This is a genomic window from Microvirga medicaginis (assembly GCF_052658925.1).
Genome location: NZ_JBQWEL010000015.1, coordinates 20,418 through 43,777, shown reverse-complemented (window position 1 = coordinate 43,777; position 23,360 = coordinate 20,418). Strand labels below are relative to the sequence as shown.

The following is a 23,360-nucleotide window of genomic DNA, read 5'->3' as shown; positions in this document are numbered from 1 at the left end:
TTGACGCCGGTGTCCCCTGAATTCGGACCTGCTCGGAGGCTGTTTAAGTGCTAAAATATGATCAGCCGTCCATGAGCTGCTCGACAAATGTTTATAGGCAAGCGCGAAATGGCTCTGTCGCTTGAGGGGGGTAAATGCTCTATCGTGGAATGGACAAGATCGCGCTGGATGCCGCCTACGACAATCCTCGTGCGGTTGGGCTGCCCGTGCTGCAGCAAATAATGGCTGACTGGGCCGCTCGCAGCAGGGATATCGCATCTGCCGCGCGCCTCACGGAAATACGCTATGGTGACGGGGAACGGAACCGTATCGATATCTTCAAAGCGTCCCGCAGCTCAGGCTTTCACGGCAGAGCGACGATCGCCTTCATCCATGGCGGTTATTGGAGGAGCCAGGACAAGGAGACTTATCGCTTCCTTGCGAAGGGAGCTCTTGAGCGAGGATTGAACTTCGCAAATATTGAATACACCTTAGCCCCGCACCAGACCATCGGCGGAATCGTTCAGGAGATCAGGCAGGCAATCAACTGCCTGAACAGGCACCTCAACCAGGTCATTCCTGACCATTCTCTCCTTCACATATCAGGCCATTCCGCCGGAGGCCATCTTGTTGCGACGACGCTCAATGAGAGAGGAGTCAGCAGCGGCACCTCCATTAGCGGGATTTTCGATTTGGAGCCGATCCGCCTGAGCTATCTTAACGAGGAGGTGAGGCTTACGCCCGATGACGTGGCTCGATACAGCCCGCAGCATCACATCCCCGCGCTCTCTCCTCCCCTCATCATAGCCTATGGCGAGGCGGAGCTTCCGGAGCTCTGCCGACAGTCCGAAGACTTCCACATCGCATTGGATGCCGGAAAGCTCGCCTCCAAACTGCTCCGCCTTCCTCAACATCATCATTTCAGCATACTCGAGGAACTCGCGGATCCAGAAGGTGTGATCTTGAAGGAAATCGTCTCTCTTATTTCAGGAACGTTTCCAGCCCAATAACGCCGAAATCGATTGCAGCTCCATCGTCAATGAGCAGCCACACGGCTCCGTAAAGCACGATGATGAACGATTGGGCCACGCGCTCCGACGTCGTCTCCTTGAGAGGGCGGAAGTGGATCCTGCGCCGGTCTCGAAGGGCCAGCCGCACCGGACGTGCTACAAACTCGAAGGGATGATGACTGGATCCCCGTTCCGGCTGCATCAAGTCATTTCATTTAACGATTTGTTAGCTTCTAGGGCGCAGCCTTCTCCCGTGCCTCGTTGGCACGGTCATCGTTCTCCCTGGAACCGGCCGTGAAAGGCGGCCTCCCTTGAGCGCCAAGTGTGTGGCGCTCTTTCTTCGATGGGCCCTGTCACTGAACACAGCATACTTGGGCCCAATGGGACGAGACCGTCGGCAACCTTGAAAGACGGTCTTATTGATGAGGGCCTGAACGTGCCCTCGCACGCATAGCGCACATTGAACGGTACAGAGAAGGAAGCACCATGATTTTCCGCATCGTAACCGCTACCGGTCTCCTGCTTGTCGCAGGCCATGTTATCGCAGCGCCATCCAAGCCCAAGCCTGCCTCTGCACTCGTCATCACCAACGCCCGTGAGGTGCCTGCGACTGACATTGCCATCGAGGCCAACGGGCAAACCGTGAGGATCAAAAAGCCTCTGGCTCCTCAGGCGAAGACCACTCTCAAGCTGCCGAAGATGACGGGTTGCCAAGTGGCAATTGCAGCGAGCTTCCCAGACGAGGCCTCCATCCAGATAGACGAGTTTGACGTGTGCAAGGATGACACCATCCGCCTGACCGACTGAGCGGCCTCAGAGCGTTCTTATCTTGGTACGATCGAACTTCTGAACCAGTCGCATCATCAGCATTTCCAGAGCGCCATCCGAACAGGCGCTCTTTTCTTGTTTGCACCAGATTTCTATTACGATGCCAGCTTGGGTGGCGCAGCTTAAAGTGGCTTCAGCTACGAAATTTCGATTCAAACCTCACCAGTGGGCCGGCTTATGATGGGACGTCATCCTTTCGCCTGCCGCAAGAAAGCCAATGAGTGCGAGACTAAATCGCAAGGCAGACTTGGACTCTCGGGAATCCCTCAATGGTCAGCCTCCTCTCGAAACTCACGCCTGCAGACTGGGCCGTTATCGGAGTTCTGGTCCTGGTGCCGCTCCTAATGGTGTTCGGGATTTATTCGATCCGGAAGGAGGTGCGAACTGCTGCACGTATCGAAGCCAGATCAATGAAGCTCAAGACAAGCAAGGAGCAGCGTCAGAGATGGCGTCAGGAGACCACGTCTCGGGATCTGCTCGACCTGCTGGATGATGTCGAGACACTGCTCAGGTTCACCAATGCTGATGCGGCGGCTCTTCGGCAGGAGCACAAGGAGGCCATGCATCTGTCCTGGATGAGCTATCACATTCCCATCCGCACGGCCCTTCTGGGCAGCTTGCTGCTCGCTGGAGCGCTCTCGGCCATTCTGATGGTGGTCACTCTGGGCCCTCACAATTCCATGCCCTGAGCAATGATGCTTGGCAGCAGGTGTGCTGGCGCACACCCGTCAAGCTGCGGAACGGCTATACAATCGGTCATACTTTCAAAGGCGAGAGAGGGACATGCGGACACTCCTTCGCTTATTAGGCTCCTCAGGTCAGACGACAAAGAGGATGCCGGATGAACTTGACGCAAGGCGCCGAGAGACAATCGAGCGGTATCGTTCTGTTCTGGCCGAAATTGCGGCCAACAAGGTTTCATCCCGTGCGCTGCCCTTGGACCTCCCCCAAAGTATCCGCGAGGCCGTTGAGATTTGGGACATGGCTGCGGAGGAGCCAACAGGTTACGCGACACAGGCGGATCCGGTGCAAACCGTCTGGTAGCTCAGTTCAGCCTATGCCTTCAAGATGCGGAGGCACATGCTCTCCTGTCCCAAGACACAGAAGCGGTCTTCGCTAACGACATGCAGAACCTCGGCTTCTGCGGCAGAACGGGCTTCAGGCATCGGACTTGCCGGCGGCCTTCCGCAGGGCTGCGTTGATGCGCTCTTGCCAGCCTGGGCCGTCCTCTTGGAAGTACTCAAGCACATCCTGGTCGATGCGCAGAGTGACGGTCTCCTTAACGCCTGGGATCGTGGGAGCCTTCGGGGCCCCTTCAATCGGCTTCGTCGTGACCTTCTTGAAGGCAGCCTCGGCTGCCTTGAGGGGATCGTGTGGACGGCGTCCTCCGGGCGACCTGGACATGCTTTCTCTCCTGTGATCGGGGTGTTTGGCTTGTCCCTCCGCTATGGACCAAAGCGGCAAGCATGAGGGTGTTTCTGATAGCAATCACGAAGTATAGAAATTTTTAGAGTCATCTCGCGATTGTGGCAGTGGCACTGGGCCAATGGTTCTACAATAGCCACTCACCGTGGCTATGGACAGCAGGTTCTGAACCCGGGACCCAGCATTCTATCCGAGGACTTCGGAATCTGATGTCTCAGTGGCTGTTGGCCCGGCCCGTTCAAGCGCGTTAGAGAGCCGTCGTAGACGGAGCGAAGCGACAGCTCTCAGCACTGTTCGAGGGAGAGTTGATCCGATTCCTGCCCCGTTATTGCCATAGATCCCCGGGCCGACTAGCTTCCCTCGCGTGGCGGGGACGTCACCTGGAGGGAAGCACCAGGGATAAGGAAGACTCATGGCGACAGGTACTGTGAAGTGGTTTAATGGGACCAAGGATACGGGTTCATTACGCCGGTCAGCGCCGTTGAGCGTGCAGGATTGCGGGCCTTCAAAGAGGCGCGGACGATCTCCTACGAGGTTCAAACGGACCGCCGCACCGGCAGAGAGTCGGCCGCAGATCTGAAGGTTTTGTAAGTTCTGATTATTTGCTCTGCTGAGCTGTATTTCAGATGAGGCTGCTCTACTGGAGTGGTCTTTTGCTTGTCCCCTTTCCCAATTCCCATGCAATCTCCGGATGTTTGTTAAGGCGGATTTCATGGCCCTGATATTGTCTATCGGAGTGGTGCACCAAACCTATCGACGATGACACGGACGGGACGGGCAGTGTCATCGTGTCCACCAATGATAGTTGTGATCGGGCACTCAAACATGAGCAATTGCAGGACGTTCGGACGTCTGCTGCATAATCAAGTGAGTTGGAGCGTTACCATTTCCATGAGAGCCAAAACATCAGAAGAGCCCTTTCGTATTGGACGCTCCGAGACGGGTCTCGGCCTGTTTGCGACCGATGAGATCGAGAAGGGCACGTTCATCATCGAATACCTGGGTCCGAAGATCTCGAACGCGGAAGTACACCGCCGCCGAAGCACCCGCTACCTGTTCGAGGTGAACAGCCGCTGGACGATCGATGGCTCGCCGCGCTGGAATACGGCTCGCTACATCAACCATTCGTGCCGGCCGAATGCCGAGGCGGTGGTGTCGCGCGGCCGGATCCGCATCAAGGCCATCAGGCGCATCAAGCCAGGAGACGAGATCACCTACAACTACGGCAAGAACTACTTCGACACGTTCATCAGACCGATCGGTTGCAAGTGCCTAGCCTGCCGGACCACGAGATCCAAGCGTATCACGGCTTCAGGCCTTCGAAGATGAGTGCCCTTCGACGTCGCTCAGGGCTGACATTGCTGGCGCCGTTTCAAGCCACTCTACCGACCTGAGTCGCAAAGGCCAGCTCTGCGGCAGCACTGCTCTCCTGCTGTCGCCGGCGGAACTCCTCCAGTTCGCGCTTCACGTCCTGATAAAGGGGTCGATGGGCCGGACCGTGCTGCTCCACGATATCGGCAAGGATATTGACGGCCCGGAGGAGCTTTTCCTCGGTAATCGGTCCTCGCTCGCGGTTCTGCCATGCCGTCATCGTCTGTACTCCTTACTTACTAGGATGCACAGTGCAGTGATTGCCTTGACACCAGGTAAACGCGAGTTTCGGGAGCAACTCATCCGCGAGCTGGCCGCAGATCCCTGTATCCCCGTCGCCGCTGCGCTTGAGTGACGGCCTCGCGTGCCTGACCGGTCTCAGTCTCGCTGAAGATCTCCACCCGTTATTGACTACGTGAGTCGACGAGCCCTCAGTTGATCCAATGCTCTAGTAGGGCCGCTGATTCAGCAGCGTCCGTTCTATCTCCCGCATCATGGCTGCCTGAACGTCGTCGAGACTGGCCTGACGCAGCTGGCGGCTCCCATCGGGGCTCAAGCCATTCGACAACGGCTGGGGCTCCGCAGGGCCAGCCTGCCTGGGAGCGGGCCGGTTAATTGGAGCGCGTTGCGGAGGCCGCGCGTCAGCGAACCTGTTCTCCAAGGAGTCGAGCAGGTGGCCCAAAGCCGCGTTGGAGGGCTCTGCCTCCCTTGTGCCAAGCCTTCCATGCAGGGCCAATGCCGCATAGCCGTAGTGTCGATCGGAAGTGACCTCAGGACCGAACCACGGCAGCGGGTAAAAATCCCGCGCTTCGGCGTCGCTCTCGAACTCGGCCGTCACCATATGCAGAGGGTTGGGCCTGATGAACTGATCGACAAAAACGTCCCTGCTGCCGACTGAGAGCCTTGAGCGGACATAGTCGATCTCGCCGGCTGTCACGTCGAGCAAAGCCTCCGCATGCGATTGGGGTACCTCGGTGCGTTCTTCGGACAAGCCGTTCTGGTGGTGATATCGGAGGACGAGAAAGCCCTTGCGGTCATCCAGAAGCACGGAGGAGATCCGGCCATCCCGTTCCGGGAAGTAGCCTTCGATCTGCCTCGTGCCACCGCGCTCCCTCAGGATAAGACGGGCAAAGGAGGGGGCGAGCAAAAAGCGACGGGTCGTTGTCATAAGATGATGGCGATCAAGGGAGCACGGGAGCCTGCTCCAGCTTTCGTACAGACGGAGCGAGAGCACAAGCAAGACAGAATGCCGCAATTGCTTAACGTCGGTGTTCGTCCGAGGGCCTCCGAACCTTACGGTGCTGTGCAGCCGTTGATGTCGTCCACCGGCGATGTCACGTTGATGGGGAATGCTGCCCCATATTCGTCAACGGAAACTTTCGTGCGGGGGGAATCAGCCGCTTGGGCTGTGCAAAAGGTGGCTTTGTCGGGCGTCTCAATGACTATACTCAGTTAGCGTGACATCCCCTCACATGAGGTCGAGCCCTGCGTTCGGCCAAGAGTTCTTCCACGCCGCGACAGCTGAGGGTGAACCGAAGGTAGAGCCAGACGGTATCGCGGATGATTCCAGGCGGTGAGGGCAATCCCTGAGGAAAGGGCTAGAGCCTCGGACGAGAAGTGGATTTCCACTTTTGGGATTGATCCGATGCTCTAGTATCCATCGCATGGCTGATGCGTGCTGATCCCCGCGACCGTAGATGCAGTTCTGACTTCGTCAGGTCAGGCCCGCGACCACGTCAGCGATCTCCGCCGCCTCTTCCGCCCGAAGCGCCACCACGGCCACCTTGACCAGATCCCTGAGGGCTATTTGCAGGGCCTCCAGTGCCGGGAGGAGCGCCTTCGTTGCCATTGCCGTTGCTGCCCTTGCCGTTGTTCCCGTTCCCACCGCCATTGTTGCTACCGCCATTGCCAGTGCCAGGTCCGGACCCGCCCGTGTTTCCTCCGCCGTTTCCGAGATTGCCGTTGTTACCGTTGCCGTTACCGGGACCGCTATTGTTCCCGCCGCCAGAGCCGCCTGAGGCCCCACCACCCGAGGAGCCTCCGCCGGATGAACCACCGCCAGATGAGCCACCACCCGAGGGACTACCGCCGGAGGAGCCGCTATTGGACCCACCGCCCGAGGACCCACCGCCCGAGGAGCCTCCACCCGAGGAATTACCACCAGAGGAACTGCCGCCGGAGGAGCCTCCGCCACCGGAGCCTCCACCCGTTGAGCCACCGCCGGATGAGCCTCCGCCGGATGAGCCCCCGCCGACGGATCCGCCGCCACCAGAACCACCGCCGGAGCCTCCCCTGTCGTTGCTGGCAGTATTCGTGCCACGGTCGCTATCGTTCGAGCAGCTCTCCACCCCAGTTGCTGGATTGATCCAACCGCTTCGCAGGCAGGTGGGGGGCGGCAACGGGTTAACCGGGACAACAGTGACGGAATGGTCAAGCGCACTATCACCCCTGGGCGCGCCGCCCGTCAGGCTCGTAAACTTGGCCTTCTGGCCGAGCTGTTGGGTCGTCTTGGATGGTGCCTGCGAGAGAATTGTGCACCGGCATGTTTCTTGTCCTCGCACGATCCGCAGGCGGCAGTTGGCGTACCTGGAAACGTCGGGGATATCCGGCACGCATTGCTGCCCAAGACTTGGCCCCTGTGCGTGTGATGATGTCGGATATGCCAGGAGCATTGTAATTCCTGACACAGCGAGGATGAGTGAATGCTTCATGGCTCCCCCTTTTGAAGTAATTCCAGCTCGAAGACTGGCAGTTAGGAGTCATGTCTTACCGAAATTAACGTCCTTTCTGTAGTTATCCTCAGTATTAATCCGGTTTTCTCTGATCTTTGTTGATGTATAGTACTCCGTATATTCAGGATAGCGGTTGCAACTAAAAAGTCTTACCCCTGATGGAGATTCAAGAGGTGAGATCAGGGAGCATGCCTTCTGCAGATCAGATCATCCCAATTGGGAGGCTCCGGACTGATTTCCTCAGCTCCTGAAAGGCAGGAGGAGTTCCGCTTGCTGCAGATCGGATGGATCTGCCGCCGGAATTTCGGGGAGCGCTTTCGGTTGGTGAACCATCGATTACAGCCTGGTTCTGAACAGGCAACGGACATGTCCCGACAAGACGGGCTTTGTGACTTTCACTGGCATTGAGTGCGCTGAGCCTGACGTAACGGCATGGTGCAGATGGAAACCCTGGCGCTCGACCTCAACGGCCTCGTGGCGGCGGTGCGGACCCGCGACTGGTCGGACCTGCCGGCAGGCTCGTCCATCGGCCACGCTCATCTCCAGGTCGGAGCGCTCGATCCGGCAGAGCGTTTCTATGCCGGGCTACTCGGGCTCGATGTGGTCTGCCGTTATCCCGGTGCGGCGTTCCTTTCATCGGGTGGCTATCACCACCACCTCGCCGCCAACATCTGGAACAGCCGCGGCGCTCCGATCCGTTCGCAGCCGACGACCGGACAGGCAAATGTCGAACACGTCACCGACGCAGGCGTGCTTGAGGCCCTGCGCTCCCGCCTGTCGCCGGAGCAGGCTGCCGAGCCAAGCCGGACATTCGCTTTACTTCCGTGAGGTGCCAGGAGCGGACGCTCCGGCCCCTTCACTTCACAAGCCGTTTCGCAGCACTGTCATCGCCTGCTGCATTGATGAGGCCGCCTCTTTGTCCTCCCCATCTTCGCAGGTCTCCGAACCAAGCCATCCGGAACTGTGCCTTGGATCCCTGGATTTACAGCCGCTCCCTCGAGCCCCACATCTTTGGGGAGGGAGATACAATGACCGACAAAAAGGATCTCACACGCCCCCCCACGAATGCTGGCAGTCCAGCTTCGATGATCGACACCTTCCTGGCGGCGGCGAAGCGTCTTGGACCGCTAGCGGGCAATGCGCCACGGGCGCGGCTCGTGTTCGCTCTGGATGCCACCATGAGCCGACAGCCCACCTGGGATCTCGCCTGTCGCGTCCAGGGCGAGATGTTTGCCGCAACCCGTGATGCCGGAGGCCTCTCGGTGCAACTGGTCTACTTCCGAGGCTTCGGTGAGTGCCGCGCCTCCGGTTGGGTCGCCGATCCGCGGGCCCTCACCGACCTCATGACAAAGATCAGTTGCCGCGGCGGCCAAACCCAGATCGGGCGGGTGCTCCGTCACGTCCGGACGGAGGCGCGCCAAGCTCCGCTGAAGGTGCTCGTCTATGTCGGCGATGCCATGGAGGAGCCGATCGATGATCTCTGTGCCGTCGCGGGCGAGCTTGGTCTCCTCGGGGTCAAGGCCTTCATGTTCCACGAGGGGCATGACCGGGAGGCGGCGCAGGCCTTTCAGGAGATCGCCCGTCTGAGCGGCGGAGCCTATGCCCGGTTCGATGCAGGAGCCCCCCACACCTTGTCCGAACTCTTGCGCGCCGCTGCCACCTACGCAGCCAGCGGCGTCGAGGGCCTCGCGCAGCTGACCGCCGGCAGCGCGCCGGCCCGCAGCCTGCTCACCGCCATCACTGGAGGCAAGCCGTGATGCTACTGTATGGCATCGCGGCTGTTGCGGTTCTGTGGTGGTTCCTGAGCAACTTTGCGCATGCAAACCCTGCCACCCTTGCGAAGGTCCTCAAGGTTATTGGCGGCATTGTAGCCTTCGGCGTTGCCGGGCTGCTCGCCGTGCGGGGGCGGATCGACTTGGCCCTGCTGATCGGAAGTCTCGGAGTCTGGCTTTTCGGATGGAATCGCCTCACCTTTCCAAGTTTTCGTGGGCACGCACAGCGGGCCTCCGGCAATACTTCGCATGTCCGCTCGCGACTGCTCGAAATGACGCTCGATCACGACACCGGCGCAATTGAAGGCGGCGTGCTTGCGGGTGCTTTTACGGGACAGCAACTCGCCTCACTCGACGCAGCACAGCTGCGGGATCTGCTGACGGAGTGCCATGCCAGCGACCCGGACGGCGTTCGCCTTCTGGAGGCCTATCTCGATCGCCGGTTTCCTCACTGGCGTGGAGCCACTCGTAATGAGGAGCAGCCACGGCCAGACGGTCAGTCTACATCGGGTGTCATGACATCTGAGGAGGCCTACCAGATCCTGAATCTCAGACCGGGGGCCACCGCCGATGAAATCCGGCAGGCGCACCGGACCCTGATGAAGAAGCTTCACCCGGATCAGGGCGGTTCGACCTATCTCGCGGCGCGCGTGAACCAAGCTAAAGACATTCTGTTGAGCCGACATGACGGATGATCCGTCACGGAGATGATGCTTTCAAATTCTGCATTGGGTCAGACTTCGAAATTCCCGCCCTTCAGGAACGTCCGATGTTCTCGCTCCAAGCGGGCATCCGGCCTGCTTCCGGAATGTTCCAAGAGCGGAGTAGAGCCTGATATCCGCGCCTCTGGCTGAGAGCTGTAAGTCTGAAAATGTCCAACAGTCTGACGATCCTATCTTTTAAGGCGATGCCGCACTTGAGCTGTAATGCGGGCTTGGCCGTCCACCATCTAACTTTCGGTCGGAAAGGTAGAGCGCACGAACTCCCAAGCGGCCACCAGATGGCGCCGCATGGCCTCTTCTGCATGGTCTGGATCGCGCGCAGCAATGGCATCGAAGACGGCTCGGTGGCCGGCATGGTTCATCTGATCGATATCTGCTCCGCGCTTCATAGAGCGCCAATGTTGAGTCAACCATTCCACATAGGCTTTGTGGACAGCGGGATAGATCGGGTTTCCCGGAATGCGGTAGAGCACCGCATGAAAAGCAGCATCGGTATCATCGAAGGCAATCGGATGGCCGATGGCCGCACGATTGGCATCGAGTGCTGTCCGCAGCTCTTCAAGATCATCGCGCCGTGCATGGTTTGCGGCCCATCGGGCAAGTGCGCATTCGATGAAGATGCGTGTTTCGAAGAGGTTCCAAACACCTTCTCGATCCACGACAAGGTGGCCTACCAAGTTTCCAACCTGATCGACCGCGAACTCATAGCCCGGTTTGCGCACGACGGGACGATGACCAAGACGGGTCGCGACAAGGCCGCGGTTCGCGAGCGAGACGATCGCCTCGCGCACCGCAGCGCGGCTCACCCCATAGCGTTGCATCAGGTCCCGCTCGGCCGGGAGGCGCTCCCCTTCCTGAAGACGACCGGATTGGATCATACGCACGAGATCCGCGACGACAGCGTCCGAACGCCGTGCTGCCCCTGGTTCGGTTTCCCGACGGTGAAGTCTCTGATCCTGATCCATCATCCCAACTTTGCTGCTTCCAACACCTTAAGTCCCTAAAAGCGCTTCAGCGCCCTCCTGCCAGCCGGACGTCTTTTTGGTAGGACCAAAAACTTGGTAAGAGCAAATCATTTTGACCGCATTAGTGCAAAGATCCAGAGTTTTTATGGGTGAAACGGTCCAAATGGCGGGATGATACGCCACTTGACACCCAACCTGCGTGACATCATTCTGATTTCGGTCATACCAAATAGACCACGAAGTGGTGTTTGGTTTGACAAGGCTCCAGGGGGCTTTCTTGGAGGAAATCAGTGACGTCAATCACAGGCTCGACTCCGTCGTGTTCTGCTTCGCACCTGCCCTGCCAAGACCATAGCGGGGCTCGGCCATGCTGAAGTCCGCTGCAGCCAATAGCGCCGAAGCCGTCACTCATTATCAGATGTATATCGACGGAGCCTGGACGGATGGCCGCAACCCGGATCGTTCGGACGTCGAAAATCCTGCGAACGAAGTCGTCTTCGCCACGGTCCCGGCCGGCTCGGCCGAGGATGCGGTGGCAGCCCTCGAAGCGGCTAAGCGTGCGCAACCGGCCTGGGCCGCTCTGCCGCCCATCATCCGCGCCGGCTACGTGTCCGACCTCGCCTCGGCGATCAGGCGGGATAAGGATCGCCTCGCCCGGACCGTCGTGCTCGAGCAGGGAAAGCCCCTCAACCAGGCGGAAGGTGAAATCGACGCCACCATCACTTTTCTGACTTTCGCCGCCGAAAGCGCGCGCCGCATCGAAGGCGACATCATGCCTTCGGACTTCCAGAACGAAGAGGTCTGGATCCGACGCGTTCCCTTCGGCGTCGTCGTGGGCCTCACCGCCTGGAACTATCCCGCAGCACTGGCGGCGCGCAAGATCGGCCCGGCGCTCGTGGCCGGCAACACCATCGTCGTGAAGGGACATGAGTCCACGCCTCTCTCAGCTCTGGAGATCGCGCGCCTTGCCCACGAAGTCGGATTGCCGAAAGGTGTGCTGAACGTCGTGACCGGCGGTGGGCGAACCGTGGGCGATACCCTCGTGCGCTCTCCTTTGAGCGACATGATCACCATGACCGGCAGCGTCCGCGCCGGGCGAGAGATCTATGCCGCAGGGGCCGATGAGCTGAAGGTCATCCGCCTCGAACTCGGCGGCAAGGCACCTTTCATCGTGCTCGACGACGCCGATCTTGATGCAGCTGTGGAAGCGGCTCTCGTCTCACGTTTCACCAATTGCGGACAGATCTGCACCTGCAACGAACGCATGTACCTGCACCGGGACATCGCGGAGCCCTTCCTCGACAAGTTCGTCTCCCGCGTGAAGACCATGCGGCTTGCCGATCCGATGACGAACCCCGACATGGGGCCAAAGGTGAACCGGCCGGAGGTCGACAAGGTCGAGGAGATGGTAAACCAGGCCATCGCCTCCGGCGCGGAGGTTCTCGCCGGCGGCCATCGCCTGAAAGACGGCGAGTTCGCACGCGGACACTGGTTCGAGCCGACGGTCCTGCGAGTCGACTCCAACCGAGCGAATGTCATGCAGCGCGAGATCTTCGGCCCCGTCGCTCCCGTGATGACGGTCGACAGCTTCGAGCAGGCACTGAGTTTCGCCAACGAAACGAGCTACGGCCTGTCGGCTTACGTCTACACGAACGATCTGCGCCGGGTGATGCGGCTATCACGCGAGCTGTCCTTCGGCGAACTCTATGTGAACCGTCCATGCGGCGAACTCGTCCAGGGATTCCATACGGGCTGGAAGCATTCAGGCCTCGGCGGCGAGGACGGCAAATACGGTTTTGACGGATACCTGCGGAAGCAGACAACTTACGTCCGCTGGTGACGATCTGCAGCGACAAACGGCTGCGGCAATAGATACGAAGAACCCCATCAGGGGCGAAACACTGGAGAGGAAACGAACATGATGCTCAGAAGGACTTTCCTTGCGCTCGCAACGGGCGTCGCAGCCATTGGGCTGGGGCTCGGCGGTGTATCCGCGCAGGAGTTGCCGAAGCTGAAGAAGAAGGACCATTACAAGGTCGGCTTTGCCCAGACCGAGTCCAATAACCCATGGCGCATCGCGCAGACGGAAAGCATGAAGGCGGAAGCGGCCAAACGCGGCGACCAGCTCGTCTATACGGACGCAGCCGGCTCGGCCGCCAAGCAGGTGGCGGACGTCAACTCGATGATCGCTCAGGGTGTCGACCTGATCTTCCTCGCGCCCCGTGAGGAGAAGCCGTTGATCCCCGCCGTCATGGCCGCCAAGAAGGCCGGGATTCCGGTGATCCTGCTCGACCGCAACGTGGACCAGAGCTTAGCGAAGGCAGGTCGTGACTACGTCACCTTCATCGGCTCCGACTTCGTCGAGGAAGGCAAGCGTGCAGCAGAGGCCCTGACCAAGGCCGTGGACGGCAAGGCCAAGATCATCCAGCTCGAAGGCACCACCGGATCCTCGCCTGCAAACGACCGGCGCAAGGGCTTCGAGGATTACATCAAGGCCCATCCGGGCATGCAGATCGTGGCCTCCCAGTCCGGCGACTTCGCCCGCGACAAGGGCCGTCAGGTTGCCGAGACCCTGCTGCAGGCGCACCCCGACGCAACCGCCATCTATGCGCATAACGACGAGATGGCGATCGGCGCGATCGCCGCCCTGGAAGCCGCAGGCAAGAAGCCCGGAAAGGACGTGATCGTCGTTTCCGTCGACGGAACGCGCGATGCGCTCCAGGCCATCATTGACGGCAAGATGCTCGCCACCGTCGAGTGCAATCCGAAGTTCGGCCCGAAAGCGTTCGAGACTCTCGACCGCTACGCCAAGGGCGAACAGATCGAGCCATGGGTGGTCAACACCGACCGGTTCTTCGACAAGTCGAACGCCACTCAGCTCATTGCCGATGCGTATTGATTGGTGCAACGCTGCTCGCCATGGCGGGCAGCGTCCCCTGTCTCCTCGATAGGATGGACCACGGACCCCTCATGGCGCCGCTCCTCAGCATGCACGGGATCAACAAGCGCTTCGCCGGTATCCCGGCTTTGCGCGCAGCCGAACTCGTGGTGGAAAGGGGCGAAGTCCATGCGCTTATCGGCCAGAACGGGGCCGGCAAGTCGACTCTCATCAAGATCCTGACCGGGTATTACAGCAAGGATTCGGGTGAAATCGTCTTCGACGGAAAGCCTGTGACTTTCAGTTCGCCGCAGGAAGCGCAAAGAGCCGGCATCAGCACGATCTACCAGGAAATCAACCTGGTGCCTTACAGATCAGTGACAGAGAATATCTGCCTTGGCCGTGAGAAGCGCCGCTTCGGCCTTTTGGACTGGCGGGCCATGCACGCGGAGGCCCGCGCGCTTCTGTCTCGCTTCAGCATCGACATCGATGTCCATCGCCCGCTCATGGCTTATCCGACCGCCGTGCAGCAGATGGTGGCGATTGCCCGCGCCATCGGCTTCGACGCCAAGCTCGTCATCATGGACGAGCCGACCTCCTCCCTCGACGAGCGCGAGGTCGAAGTGCTCTTCGGCGTCATTCGCCAGCTCAAGGCAGCGGGCGTGTCCGTGATCTTCGTCAGCCACAAGCTCGACGAGCTCTATGCGGTCTGCGACCGCGTCACCATCATGCGAGATGGGCGCACGGTGCAGGTTGCCCCAATGACGGAACTGTCGCGGCTCGATCTGGTGACGACCATGCTCGGGCGCGAACTCACCCAGGTTCTGCAGGAAGGCCGCAAGGCTGACGAGGCTGCGGATACACGAAAACCAATCCTCAAGGTCGAGGATCTTGCCGTCGGGCGCAGGGTCCGCGACGTGGATTTCGAGGTGCGCCCCGGTGAGATCGTCGGCCTTGCAGGGCTGCTTGGTGCCGGACGCACCGAATCCGTCCGCGCTGTGTTCGGCGCGGACAGACCCGATGCGGGGACGATCCGTTTCGCCGGTTCCGATAAGGCAATGCCCGAGCCTGCTGACGCCATCCGGGCCGGTATGGGCTTCTGCTCGGAAGATCGCAAGCTCGAGGGCATCATTCCGGATATGTCGGTGCGCGAGAACCTGACGCTTGCGCTCATGCCGCAACTGGCGAGGCGCGGTATTGTGGACGAGACGCGCAGTCGCGAGATCGTCAACCAGTTCATTAAACGCCTGGGCATTCGCTGCTCGGGACCCGAGCAGCGTATTCGCGAATTGTCGGGCGGCAACCAGCAGAAGGTGCTCCTCGCCCGTTGGCTTTGCATGAACCCGAAGCTCCTCATTCTCGACGAGCCCACACGAGGGATCGACGTCGGCGCCAAGGCCGAAATCCTCAGTCTGGTCCGGGAACTGGCAGGCCAAGGTCTCGGAGTTCTGATGATCTCGTCCGAGCTGGAAGAAATCGTGGAGGCGGCAAGCCGCATCTTCGTTTTGCGCGACGGGCGCACCGTGGCCGAGCTCGAAGGCGCCGCCGTGAATGAACAATCGGTGATGACCGCCATGGCGCACGGGCATGAGCGCAACCGGGAGGCTGCCCATGTCTGATACTGCAACGACACTGCCGCCGAGACCGGCGCAAGAGGCGCCCCGGTTCGAGTTGAAGAGCTTTCTGACACGTTACGGATCGTGGATCGCCCTGGCGCTCCTCATCCTGGTCAATCTCGCCATCACCCCGAACTTCGCGACGTGGCAGACGCTCAACGTCAATCTGACCCAGGTTTGCGCCATTGTGATCGTCGGCGTCGGCATGACGCTCGTGATCGCAACCGGTGGCATCGATCTCTCGGTCGGCGCACTGATGGCGATTGCCGGCGCTCTTGCTCCACTGATCTTCCTCGGCAAGCTCTTCCCCCTGCCCTCTCCGGCGATCGGCATCGCCCTTGCCTTCGTGGTGCCGGTGGTCGTGACCGCCCTCCTCGGCTGGTTCAACGGCTGGCTCATCACGCATCTGCGCATTCAGCCGATTATCGCCACGCTCGTCCTGTTTATCGCCGGGCGTGGCATTGCCCAGGTGTTCACCAACGGCAATCTTCAGGTCTTCAACCTGCCGGAATTTCAGTTCATCGGACTTGGACGCATTCTCGGCATTCCGTTCCAAGCCATTCTGATGGCCGTGGCCGTCGCTTCCGCAGCGTGGATGCTGAGACGTACGGTCTTCGGACGACAGATCCTTGCCGTTGGCGGCAACGAGCGCGCAGCGCGGCTTGCAGGCATTCCTGTGGCGTCCGTCAAGCAGCGCGTCTACCTCATCAGCGGTCTTCTGTCCGGCATCGCAGGATTGATCGTGATCGCGCGCAATTCCGCAGCCGACGCCAATCTCGTGGGTCTCGGCATGGAGCTTGATGCGATCGCCGCCGTGGCCGTGGGTGGAACGCTTCTCACCGGCGGCCGCGCGACGGTCGTCGGAACGCTCGTCGGCGCCCTCATCATCCAGCTCGTCCGCTACACCCTTCTCGCCAATGGCGTGCCGGATGCCGCTGCCCTCGTGGCAAAGGCGGGTATTATCGTGCTGGCCGTCTGGCTGCAGCGACAAGGACAGCGCTGAGGTCAACCATGAACGGCACCATGACTTTCAAGACGCTCCAGACCATCGGTCGCTTCGGCGTTGTCCTCGCCCTCGTCGCGCTCATCGTGTTCGGCTGGTTGCGCTACGACAACTTCCTCGGGACTTACAATGTGCTCTCGGTCCTGCGCTACAACAGCATGTTCGCCCTCGTCGCCCTGGGAATGTGCTTCGTCATCATCACCGGGGGCATCGACCTTTCGGTGGGCTCGACGGCGGCCCTTGGCAGCGTCGTGGCAGCGCTGGCGTCTCCTTACGGTGCTGTGCCCGGCCTTCTGGCGGGCCTGGGCGCCGGGCTCATAATCGGCGCGTGCAATGCCCTTATCATCACGCGCCTCAACATTCTCCCCTTCATCGCCACCCTGGCGACCATGTTGGCCGCAAGCGGCTGTGCGCTCCTCCTTGCCGGCAATCAATCGGTCTCGGTCTCCTATGAATCGGGTTTCACGGAACTGGGTCAGGGCGACTTCCTCGGATTTCCCATTCCCGCCTGGATTGCGCTTGTCGCTTACCTTCTCGGCTCGCTTGTTCTTAATTTCACCGCCTTTGGTCGCACGGTTCTGGCCGTCGGCGGCAATGAAGATGCAACGCGGCTCATGGGCCTGCCGGCAATCCGCGTGAAAGCCATCGTCTATCTGGCGAGCGGCGGCCTCGCTGGCCTTGCAGGCGTCATCCTCGCGGCACAGTTCGGCGCGGGCCAGCCCATCGAAGGTGTCGGCTGGGAGTTGTTTGCCATCGCAGCCGTCGTTGTCGGCGGTACGCTTCTGACCGGCGGCGTCGGATCGGTCGGATCGACGCTTGCCGGCGTGCTGCTGCTCGGCCTGATCTTCAACATCCTGAACTTCGAAAACGGCCTCGGCTGGATCAGCCTCTCCGCTTATTGGCAATCCGTCATCCGCGGCTTGTTCCTGCTGCTCGTGGTCGCCATTCAGGCACGCCTGAGCATCCGCGCGGAAGAGACAGCCTGATCTGCAAGAACGCACAACGACTGACGGGACAAAACATGCCTCGGATTACCTCCATCGAACCCGGCTTTTATCGGATCCCGCTCCCGACGGTTCTGACCGACTCCATGCATGGCGAGATGCGTGCCTTCGAGCTCAATACCGTGCGCATTCGTGATACCGATGGTGCTGAAGGGGTTGGCTACACTTTTACGGTTGGCCGTAACGGGGCCGCCATCGATACCATCCTTGCCCGTGAACTCCCGGAGATCATGGACGGCGAGGAAGCCGATGAGATCGAGCGCCTCTGGCACAAGGCGTGGTGGGCGCTCCATTACGGCGGGCGTGGCGGACCGACCGTCCTTGCAATCTCGGCCTTCGACATGGCCCTGTGGGACCTGAAGGCGAAACGCGCCAATCTCCCGCTTTGGAAGGCGCTTGGTGGCTACGATCCACGCGTACCTTGCTATGCCGGCGGCATCGATCTGGAACTGCCTCTCGACAAGCTCCTGCGCCAGACGGATGACAATCTCGGAAAAGGCTTCTGCGCCATCAAGATGAAGGTGGGCCGCGCCAATCTCTTCGAGGATGTGGAGCGCGTGAAGGCGATGCGCGAGCATCTCGGAGAGAACTTCCCGCTGATGGCGGATGCCAACATGAAGTGGAGCGTCGATGGCGCCATCCGCGCCGCCCGCGCCCTTCAGCCCTTCGACCTGACATGGCTCGAAGAGCCTACCATTCCCGACGATCCGGCCGGCCATGCTCGCATCGTCCGCGAGGGCGGGCTGCCCGTCGCCGCAGGTGAAAACCTGCGCACGCTCTGGGAGTTCAAGCTCTACATCGCCGGCGGCGGCGTAACCTATCCGGAGCCGGACGTCACCAATTGCGGCGGTGTGACTCCGTTCATGAAGATCGCCCACTTGGCCGAAGCCTTCAACCTGCCCGTCACGAGCCATGGCGCGCATGATGTGACCGTGCATCTCCTCGCCGCCTGTCCCAACCGCTCGTATCTTGAGGCGCATGGCTTCGGGCTCGATCGCTACATCGCGGAGCCGCTCAGGATCGAGGACGGTTTCGCGCTCGCCCCCAACCGCCCCGGCCATGGCATCGAGTTCGATTGGCAGGGACTTGAGGGGATCAAGGCCTGACCTCATCCACGCGGCCTGGCCGCCTGATTGCGGATAGATTTCACGACGGGTGCAGGAATGAAGGAACGATTTGACTATATCATTGTCGGCGGAGGCTCTTCAGGTTCGGTGGCGGCGGCCCGGCTGGTCAATGAAGGCGCCCGAGTGCTGCTGCTCGAGGGTGGCTACTCCCATCGTCACCCGCTCCTGGATATGCCGCCCGGCATCTTCAAGATGATCAATGGCAGTAAATACATGCGGTATCACCACACGATACCGCAGGAGCATCTCGACGGCCGCGTGCATGACATTCCGCAAGCCAACGTCCTCGGCGGCGGGTCATCGGTCAATGCCCAGGTCTACATGCGCGGCAGGCCATCCGATTATGACGAGTGGCATGAGATGCTGCGCAGCGAGAATGACTATCCGGGCTGGAGCTGGGCCGACGTGCTGCCGCATTTCCGCACCATGGAGGGCAACAACAGGTTCTACAACGAATTGCACGGCGCCGATGGTCCGCTTCTTGTCTCTGATCCTGGACACATCAACGACATGTCACGCTGGTTCGTGCAAGCCATCCAGGCCTTGGGCGAGCCGTTCAATCCCGACTTCAATGGCCCGCAGCAGCGCGGCGTCGGCTTCTACCAGTTCATGAACAGGCGCGGCAAACGCAGCAGCGCGGCCTATGCATTCCTGGCTCCGCTCGCCGATAACCCGAATCTGGTGATCCGCCTGCAATCCCGGGTCCGTAAGATCGAGATCGAAAATGGCCGGGCAATCGGCGTGACCTATCGCGACGCGAAGGGCATGGACCATCAGGTCTATGCCGACGGCGAGATCATTATGGCCTCCGGCGCGCTCGTCACGCCACAAATTCTCATGCTCTCCGGTATCGGCCCAGCCGATCAATTGAGAGAGCACGGGATGACCTGCATCGCTGATCTTCCCGGTGTGGGCGAAAACCTGATCGATCATCCGGAAGTCCCGATGATCGCGATGGCGAACGGGCCTTACGGCTATTACAAACAAGGTGTCGGCTGGCGGATGCTGCTCAACGGCATCCATTTCCGGCTATTCGGCACAGGCCCGATTCTTTCTGCCGGTGTCGAAGCCGGCGCTTTCGTGAATCCGACAGATCCGAATGGCGAGCCGACGATCCAAGCCTTCTGCGTGCCGATCGTCTATCTCGACCGTGACACGCTCGGCCTCGTCCCGGACACGTATGGGTTGACGATCACAACAGTCGTGATCAAACCGAAATCTCGCGGGTTCGTCCGCCTTCGATCCGCCAATCCGGACGACATGCCGCTGGTGTCACCCAATCTCCTGAAGAATCCCGCCGATGCCCGCGCGATGATCGACGGGCAACGTTTCTTCCTGCGTGTCTTTCAAACCACTCCGGTCGCCGAGCGCATCAAGCAGATCGCAATTCCCGATCCGAGCGATCTCAGCGACGAAGCGCTCATGAAGCATTGCCGCCGGTTCGTGAAAACCAATTATCACCCGAGTGGCACCTGCCGGATGGGCACGTCCAGCGATCCGATGGCGGTTCTCGATTCAAGGCTGCGCGTTCGCGGCATCGAGAACCTGCGCGTCTGCGACCTGTCCGCCATGCCCAACATCAATGCAGGCAACACGAACGCGCCTGCCATGATGCTTGGAAGCCGCTGCGCTGAGCTCATCACGGGTCGCCCGACGGTCAGCACCTCGCAGTTCGGCCCACGCTTGTCTGAGCAGGGAGACATGAGCGTCGCCACCCTGAGCTGACGGGAAGAGCTAGAGCATCGGCCCCAACAGTGGAATCCACTTTTGGGGCCGATGCTCATTTTTAAAGTGGCGCATCGTTGATTGCGGAAAACCGGGTCCCCATTTCGCTGACGCGGCCCTTCGGGTCCGCACGATGCGCTAGAGCGTAGGCGAATGATCCTGCCGATATCCTGAACGCGGCGCTCCTTCTACGGAAATTGAGCGCAAGGGCAGACATCCTGTTTGTTTCCGGGATCCGTCGAGACCGGACTTTGCGGGCCAATTTGATTGCCGCGTAGCGTAGCACGCGATTGGTAAGCACTTATGCCGGAAGTCGCTGTCCTGTCATGGCATCGAAGATGTGCAGCTTGGATGCAGGCAACTCGTAAGAGATACTCGTGCCGACGGTATAGTCGACCCGTTCCAGGACAAATGCCTTCAGGGCATAATGTGTTGCTCTGATATGCACGATAGTTCCCAGGCCCATCGGCTCCACCAGTTCGATTTGACCGGTCAAACCTCCGTGCTTTGCCGGGAAGATTCGAACGTCTTCAGGACGGATCCCTATTCTCACAGCTTGGCCTTCTTGGCCCTCAGCAAGCGAGGTTGGTGAAATTCGGTCTCCCGATCCAAGCTCGACTGATCGCCGTTCTCCGTCGTAGCGCAACGTGCCCTCAAGGATGTTGATGGCAGGTGAGCCGATAAAGCCAGCAACGAACAGATTTGTCGGACGCTCATAAAGGTCGAGCGGCGTTCCGACCTGCTGGATGACACCGCCATTCATGGCCACGATGCGGTCGGCGAGGGTCATGGCCTCGACCTGGTCGTGCGTCACGTAGATCGAGGTGGTGCCGAGCTCCCGGTGGAGCTTCTTGATCTCGACGCGCATCTGTTCGCGCAGCCGTGCATCGAGGTTCGATAAGGGCTCGTCGAAGAGAAAGGCCTTCGGCTGCCGTACGATGGAGCGCCCCATGGCGACTCGCTGGCGCTGACCTCCCGAAAGAGTGCGGGGCTTGCGGTCCAAGAGTGCATCCAGACCGAGCTTGGACGCGGCGGCCGAAACAACGCCGGCCATGCGCTCGGCGGGTGTTCCCCGAAGCCTGAGGCTGTAGCTCATGTTGTCCCGCACAGTCATGTGCGGATAGAGGGCATAAGACTGGAAGACCATCGCGATGTCGCGGTCCTTGGGGGCAAGCTCGTTCACCACATGCCCTCCGATGCGGATATCGCCGCTGGTGATGCCCTCCAATCCCGCGATCATGCGCAAGAGAGTGGACTTGCCGCATCCCGACGGTCCGATCAGCACCACGAACTCCCCATCCCGGATCGACAGGTCGACATTATGGAGAACAGGCATAGCCCCGTAAGATTTGCCGACGCCCTGAATTTCGATGGAAGCCATGTGATGCGAACCTTCACCCTTTGACCGCGCCGGCCGTGAGGCCTTGGACGAGATAGCGTTGAATGAGAAGGAAGAAGAGGCAGGCGGGGATCAGGGCCAGGACACCGGCAGCCATCATTTGCCCGAAATCGACTGAGAATTTCGACACGAAGCTCAGAAGCCCCACAGGGAAAGTACTGGCTCCTGCCTTGGAAACGAGCATCAGGGCAAAGAGCAGCTCGCTCCAGGCTGCGGTGAACACGAAGCCCAGGGTCGCGGCAACGCCCGGGAGCGTGAGCGGCAGAATGATCTGGCGGAAGGCGCGAAAACGCGACGCGCCGTCGATCATGGCGGCCTCCTCCAGGTCCTTCGGGATGCCATCGAAGAACGATTGCATCAGGAAGGTCGCGAAAGGCACATTGAACGCAGTATAGACGATGACCAGCCCGGTGAGGCTGTTGGTGAGACCGAGCGGTGAGAAGATCTTGAAGATCGGAGCCACCAGCATGACGAGCGGGAACATCTGCGTGACAAGCATGAGCCCGATGAGCCACATTTTCCCACGAAAATCGAACCGCGACATTGAATAGCCTGAAAGTGCTGCGACGAGCGTCACAAGAACGGCAGTGCTGCCTGAGACGATCACGCTGTTCTTAAAGAACAGCGGGAAATCGCTATGAGCGAGCACAAAGGTGTAATGCGCAAGCGATGGACGGGACGGCCATAACCGAATGCCTTCACTGTAGAGAAGGTCATTGGGCGTCACCGAGACCTTCAGCAGCCAGTACAGAGGAAAGAGCGCGAAGATCACATAGAAGGCGAGCAGCCCGTAATGAAGGAACCAGTAAGGCCTGCTGTAAGCGGAAGACTTCATGGCGCGTCTCTCATCGTTTCAGCATGGCCTGCCGCAGCAGGATGATGACGAAAGAATAAGCCAGCAGCAGGATGAGAAGGACCATTGCGACTGCGGACGCATAGCCGAAATCGAGACGCCGGAAAGCCTGTGTGAAGATATAGCTGGAAACGATCTGAGTCTGATCCGCCGGTCCGCCGTTCGTCATCACGATGATGAGGTCGGCGAAATTTGCGATCCACACAGTCCTCAATAGTACGGTGATCGCAATAGTCGGCGCCAGGAACGGCAGAGTGATGTCCGTAAAGCGCCGCCACGGACCGGCCCCGTCGATGGATGCAGCCTCGTAGATATCATGCGGAATCGACTGGAGAGCCGCCAAGAGCGTAATCGCGAAGAACGGTATTCCCCACCAGACATTGGCGGTGATCGGCCCCCACATGGCAAGGCTCGGATCGGACAGGATGTTTTCGGGAGCAGGCAGAATTCCGAGGGCCGCCATCCAATGTGGCAGAGGACCCACGACCGGATTGAAGAGCCATGCCCAGTTCAGGCCCGAAAGAAAGGTTGGAACGGCCCAGGGAAGGAAGACCAGCGCCTGAACGAGCCCGCGCCCTGGGAAGGCATTATTGAGCAGCAGCGCCAGCACGAGACCGAAGGCGAATTGCAGCACGACCGATGCGAAGGTCCAGACCAGCGTGTTCTTCATGGAATGCCAGAACGCTGCATCCGTCCAGAGAGTCTGGAAGTGCTCCAAGCCGATAAAGCCGCCGCTGAAGGGATTGACCAGCTGGATGTCGCGAAAGGCATAGGACAATCCGATGACCAGGGGCACGAGCATGATCGTGGCGATCAAAAGCACGGATGGAGCGATATAGAGGTAAGGCTCCGCCATGAGCACGATCCGGCGCAAGGAGATGTGCCTGCGGCGTGCAGCCTCCTCATACAAGGACACGGTTGTCATCGGCACTCCTACCCTGCGCGCAGCCG

23 protein-coding genes and 2 pseudogenes are annotated in these 23,360 nt (G+C 60.1%); 15 read left to right on the top strand and 10 right to left on the bottom strand.

Features of this window, described 5'->3' with window-relative positions; all coding sequences use genetic code 11:
* Positions 1 to 134: 134 nt before the first annotated feature.
* Positions 135 to 989 carry an alpha/beta hydrolase gene (locus ACUXUR_RS18175; RefSeq protein ID WP_445503761.1) on the top strand — a complete coding sequence of 285 codons (855 nt, stop codon included), beginning with the start codon at positions 135 to 137 and terminating at the stop codon, positions 987 to 989.
* Here ACUXUR_RS18175 and ACUXUR_RS18170 read toward each other — a convergent pair.
* Positions 961 to 1,191, bottom strand: coding sequence for a hypothetical protein (locus tag ACUXUR_RS18170; protein ID WP_445503760.1), 231 nt, complete (start codon positions 1,189 to 1,191; stop codon positions 961 to 963). The two genes, ACUXUR_RS18175 and ACUXUR_RS18170, sit on opposite strands and share 29 nt — an antisense overlap.
* A 284-nt stretch (positions 1,192 to 1,475) precedes the next feature.
* Here ACUXUR_RS18170 and ACUXUR_RS18165 point away from each other — a divergent pair, with 284 nt between their 5' ends.
* A complete protein-coding gene (locus tag ACUXUR_RS18165; RefSeq protein ID WP_445503759.1) occupies positions 1,476 to 1,796 on the top strand; it encodes a hypothetical protein in 321 nt (106 codons plus the stop codon).
* Between the two features lie 290 nt (positions 1,797 to 2,086).
* Positions 2,087 to 2,506, top strand: coding sequence for a hypothetical protein (locus ACUXUR_RS18160; RefSeq protein ID WP_445503758.1), 420 nt, complete (start codon positions 2,087 to 2,089; stop codon positions 2,504 to 2,506).
* Between the two features lie 469 nt (positions 2,507 to 2,975).
* On the opposite strand, the gene ACUXUR_RS18155 is transcribed toward ACUXUR_RS18160, so the two are convergent.
* Positions 2,976 to 3,221, bottom strand: coding sequence for a BrnA antitoxin family protein (locus tag ACUXUR_RS18155; RefSeq protein ID WP_445503757.1), 246 nt, complete (start codon positions 3,219 to 3,221; stop codon positions 2,976 to 2,978).
* A gap of 433 nt (positions 3,222 to 3,654) precedes the next feature.
* Here ACUXUR_RS18155 and ACUXUR_RS18150 point away from each other — a divergent pair.
* Positions 3,655 to 3,833, top strand: a pseudogene (locus ACUXUR_RS18150) (cold-shock protein).
* A 300-nt stretch (positions 3,834 to 4,133) separates the two neighbouring features.
* The gene (locus ACUXUR_RS18145; protein WP_445503756.1) at positions 4,134 to 4,571 is read left to right on the top strand and encodes an SET domain-containing protein; all 438 of its coding nucleotides are present in this window, start codon (positions 4,134 to 4,136) and stop codon (positions 4,569 to 4,571) included.
* 43 nt (positions 4,572 to 4,614) lie between these two features.
* On the opposite strand, the gene ACUXUR_RS18140 is transcribed toward ACUXUR_RS18145, so the two are convergent.
* The 4 genes and pseudogenes from ACUXUR_RS18140 to ACUXUR_RS18125 form a co-directional block, all read right to left on the bottom strand.
* Complete coding sequence (locus tag ACUXUR_RS18140; RefSeq protein WP_445503755.1) at positions 4,615 to 4,833, bottom strand: hypothetical protein; 219 nt, start codon at positions 4,831 to 4,833, stop codon at positions 4,615 to 4,617.
* 228 nt (positions 4,834 to 5,061) lie between these two features.
* Positions 5,062 to 5,781 carry a hypothetical protein gene (locus ACUXUR_RS18135; protein ID WP_445503754.1) on the bottom strand — a complete coding sequence of 240 codons (720 nt, stop codon included), beginning with the start codon at positions 5,779 to 5,781 and terminating at the stop codon, positions 5,062 to 5,064.
* Positions 5,782 to 6,100: 319 nt separating this feature from the next.
* A pseudogene (locus ACUXUR_RS18130) lies at positions 6,101 to 6,196 on the bottom strand (IS6 family transposase); the annotation flags it as partial.
* A gap of 131 nt (positions 6,197 to 6,327) precedes the next feature.
* The gene (locus ACUXUR_RS18125) at positions 6,328 to 6,933 is read right to left on the bottom strand and encodes a hypothetical protein (RefSeq protein WP_445503753.1); all 606 of its coding nucleotides are present in this window, start codon (positions 6,931 to 6,933) and stop codon (positions 6,328 to 6,330) included.
* 844 nt (positions 6,934 to 7,777) lie between these two features.
* Between ACUXUR_RS18125 and ACUXUR_RS18120 the strand changes: the two genes are divergently transcribed.
* The 3 genes from ACUXUR_RS18120 to ACUXUR_RS18110 all read left to right on the top strand — a co-directional run bounded on the left by ACUXUR_RS18120 (position 7,778) and on the right by ACUXUR_RS18110 (position 9,812).
* On the top strand, positions 7,778 to 8,173 hold the full coding sequence (locus tag ACUXUR_RS18120) for a VOC family protein (protein WP_445503752.1): 396 nt from the start codon (positions 7,778 to 7,780) through the stop codon (positions 8,171 to 8,173).
* 200 nt (positions 8,174 to 8,373) lie between these two features.
* Positions 8,374 to 9,102, top strand: a complete 729-nt coding sequence (locus ACUXUR_RS18115) for a vWA domain-containing protein (RefSeq protein ID WP_445503751.1) — start codon at positions 8,374 to 8,376, stop codon at positions 9,100 to 9,102.
* Positions 9,102 to 9,812 (top strand): DnaJ domain-containing protein, encoded by a 711-nt coding sequence (locus ACUXUR_RS18110; protein ID WP_445503837.1) that lies wholly within the window; start codon positions 9,102 to 9,104, stop codon positions 9,810 to 9,812. The genes ACUXUR_RS18115 and ACUXUR_RS18110 overlap by 1 nt, the downstream gene beginning before the upstream one ends.
* Before the next feature lie 254 nt (positions 9,813 to 10,066).
* Here the strand turns inward: ACUXUR_RS18110 and ACUXUR_RS18105 are convergent, their stop codons facing one another.
* Positions 10,067 to 10,807, bottom strand: a complete 741-nt coding sequence (locus tag ACUXUR_RS18105) for an FCD domain-containing protein (RefSeq protein ID WP_445503750.1) — start codon at positions 10,805 to 10,807, stop codon at positions 10,067 to 10,069.
* Between the two features lie 364 nt (positions 10,808 to 11,171).
* Between ACUXUR_RS18105 and aldA the strand changes: the two genes are divergently transcribed.
* The 7 genes from aldA (at position 11,172) to ACUXUR_RS18070 (ending at position 20,157) form a co-directional block, all read left to right on the top strand.
* Positions 11,172 to 12,644: an aldehyde dehydrogenase gene (gene aldA / locus ACUXUR_RS18100; protein WP_445503749.1), complete on the top strand. Its 1,473-nt coding sequence runs from the start codon at positions 11,172 to 11,174 to the stop codon at positions 12,642 to 12,644.
* A 78-nt stretch (positions 12,645 to 12,722) separates the two neighbouring features.
* The gene (locus tag ACUXUR_RS18095) at positions 12,723 to 13,703 is read left to right on the top strand and encodes an ABC transporter substrate-binding protein (protein WP_445503748.1); all 981 of its coding nucleotides are present in this window, start codon (positions 12,723 to 12,725) and stop codon (positions 13,701 to 13,703) included.
* Between the two features lie 71 nt (positions 13,704 to 13,774).
* Positions 13,775 to 15,301, top strand: a complete 1,527-nt coding sequence (locus tag ACUXUR_RS18090; RefSeq protein WP_445503747.1) for a sugar ABC transporter ATP-binding protein — start codon at positions 13,775 to 13,777, stop codon at positions 15,299 to 15,301.
* Positions 15,294 to 16,301 (top strand): ABC transporter permease, encoded by a 1,008-nt coding sequence (locus tag ACUXUR_RS18085; RefSeq protein WP_445503746.1) that lies wholly within the window; start codon positions 15,294 to 15,296, stop codon positions 16,299 to 16,301. Before ACUXUR_RS18090 ends, ACUXUR_RS18085 begins: the two co-directional genes overlap by 8 nt.
* Positions 16,302 to 16,309: 8 nt before the next feature.
* The gene (locus ACUXUR_RS18080; RefSeq protein ID WP_445503745.1) at positions 16,310 to 17,287 is read left to right on the top strand and encodes an ABC transporter permease; all 978 of its coding nucleotides are present in this window, start codon (positions 16,310 to 16,312) and stop codon (positions 17,285 to 17,287) included.
* A 35-nt stretch (positions 17,288 to 17,322) separates the two neighbouring features.
* Positions 17,323 to 18,411: a mandelate racemase/muconate lactonizing enzyme family protein gene (locus ACUXUR_RS18075; RefSeq protein WP_445503744.1), complete on the top strand. Its 1,089-nt coding sequence runs from the start codon at positions 17,323 to 17,325 to the stop codon at positions 18,409 to 18,411.
* Between the two features lie 57 nt (positions 18,412 to 18,468).
* Positions 18,469 to 20,157: a GMC family oxidoreductase gene (locus ACUXUR_RS18070; protein WP_445503743.1), complete on the top strand. Its 1,689-nt coding sequence runs from the start codon at positions 18,469 to 18,471 to the stop codon at positions 20,155 to 20,157.
* A gap of 301 nt (positions 20,158 to 20,458) precedes the next feature.
* Here the strand turns inward: ACUXUR_RS18070 and ACUXUR_RS18065 are convergent, their stop codons facing one another.
* Genes ACUXUR_RS18065 through ACUXUR_RS18055 form a run of 3 tightly spaced genes read right to left on the bottom strand, consistent with a single transcriptional unit; the run spans position 20,459 to position 23,265 of the window.
* Positions 20,459 to 21,538, bottom strand: coding sequence for an ABC transporter ATP-binding protein (locus ACUXUR_RS18065; RefSeq protein ID WP_445503742.1), 1,080 nt, complete (start codon positions 21,536 to 21,538; stop codon positions 20,459 to 20,461).
* A 13-nt stretch (positions 21,539 to 21,551) separates the two neighbouring features.
* Positions 21,552 to 22,391 carry a carbohydrate ABC transporter permease gene (locus tag ACUXUR_RS18060; protein WP_445503741.1) on the bottom strand — a complete coding sequence of 280 codons (840 nt, stop codon included), beginning with the start codon at positions 22,389 to 22,391 and terminating at the stop codon, positions 21,552 to 21,554.
* A 10-nt stretch (positions 22,392 to 22,401) separates the two neighbouring features.
* Positions 22,402 to 23,265 carry a carbohydrate ABC transporter permease gene (locus tag ACUXUR_RS18055; protein WP_445503836.1) on the bottom strand — a complete coding sequence of 288 codons (864 nt, stop codon included), beginning with the start codon at positions 23,263 to 23,265 and terminating at the stop codon, positions 22,402 to 22,404.
* Positions 23,266 to 23,360 lie beyond the last annotated feature (95 nt).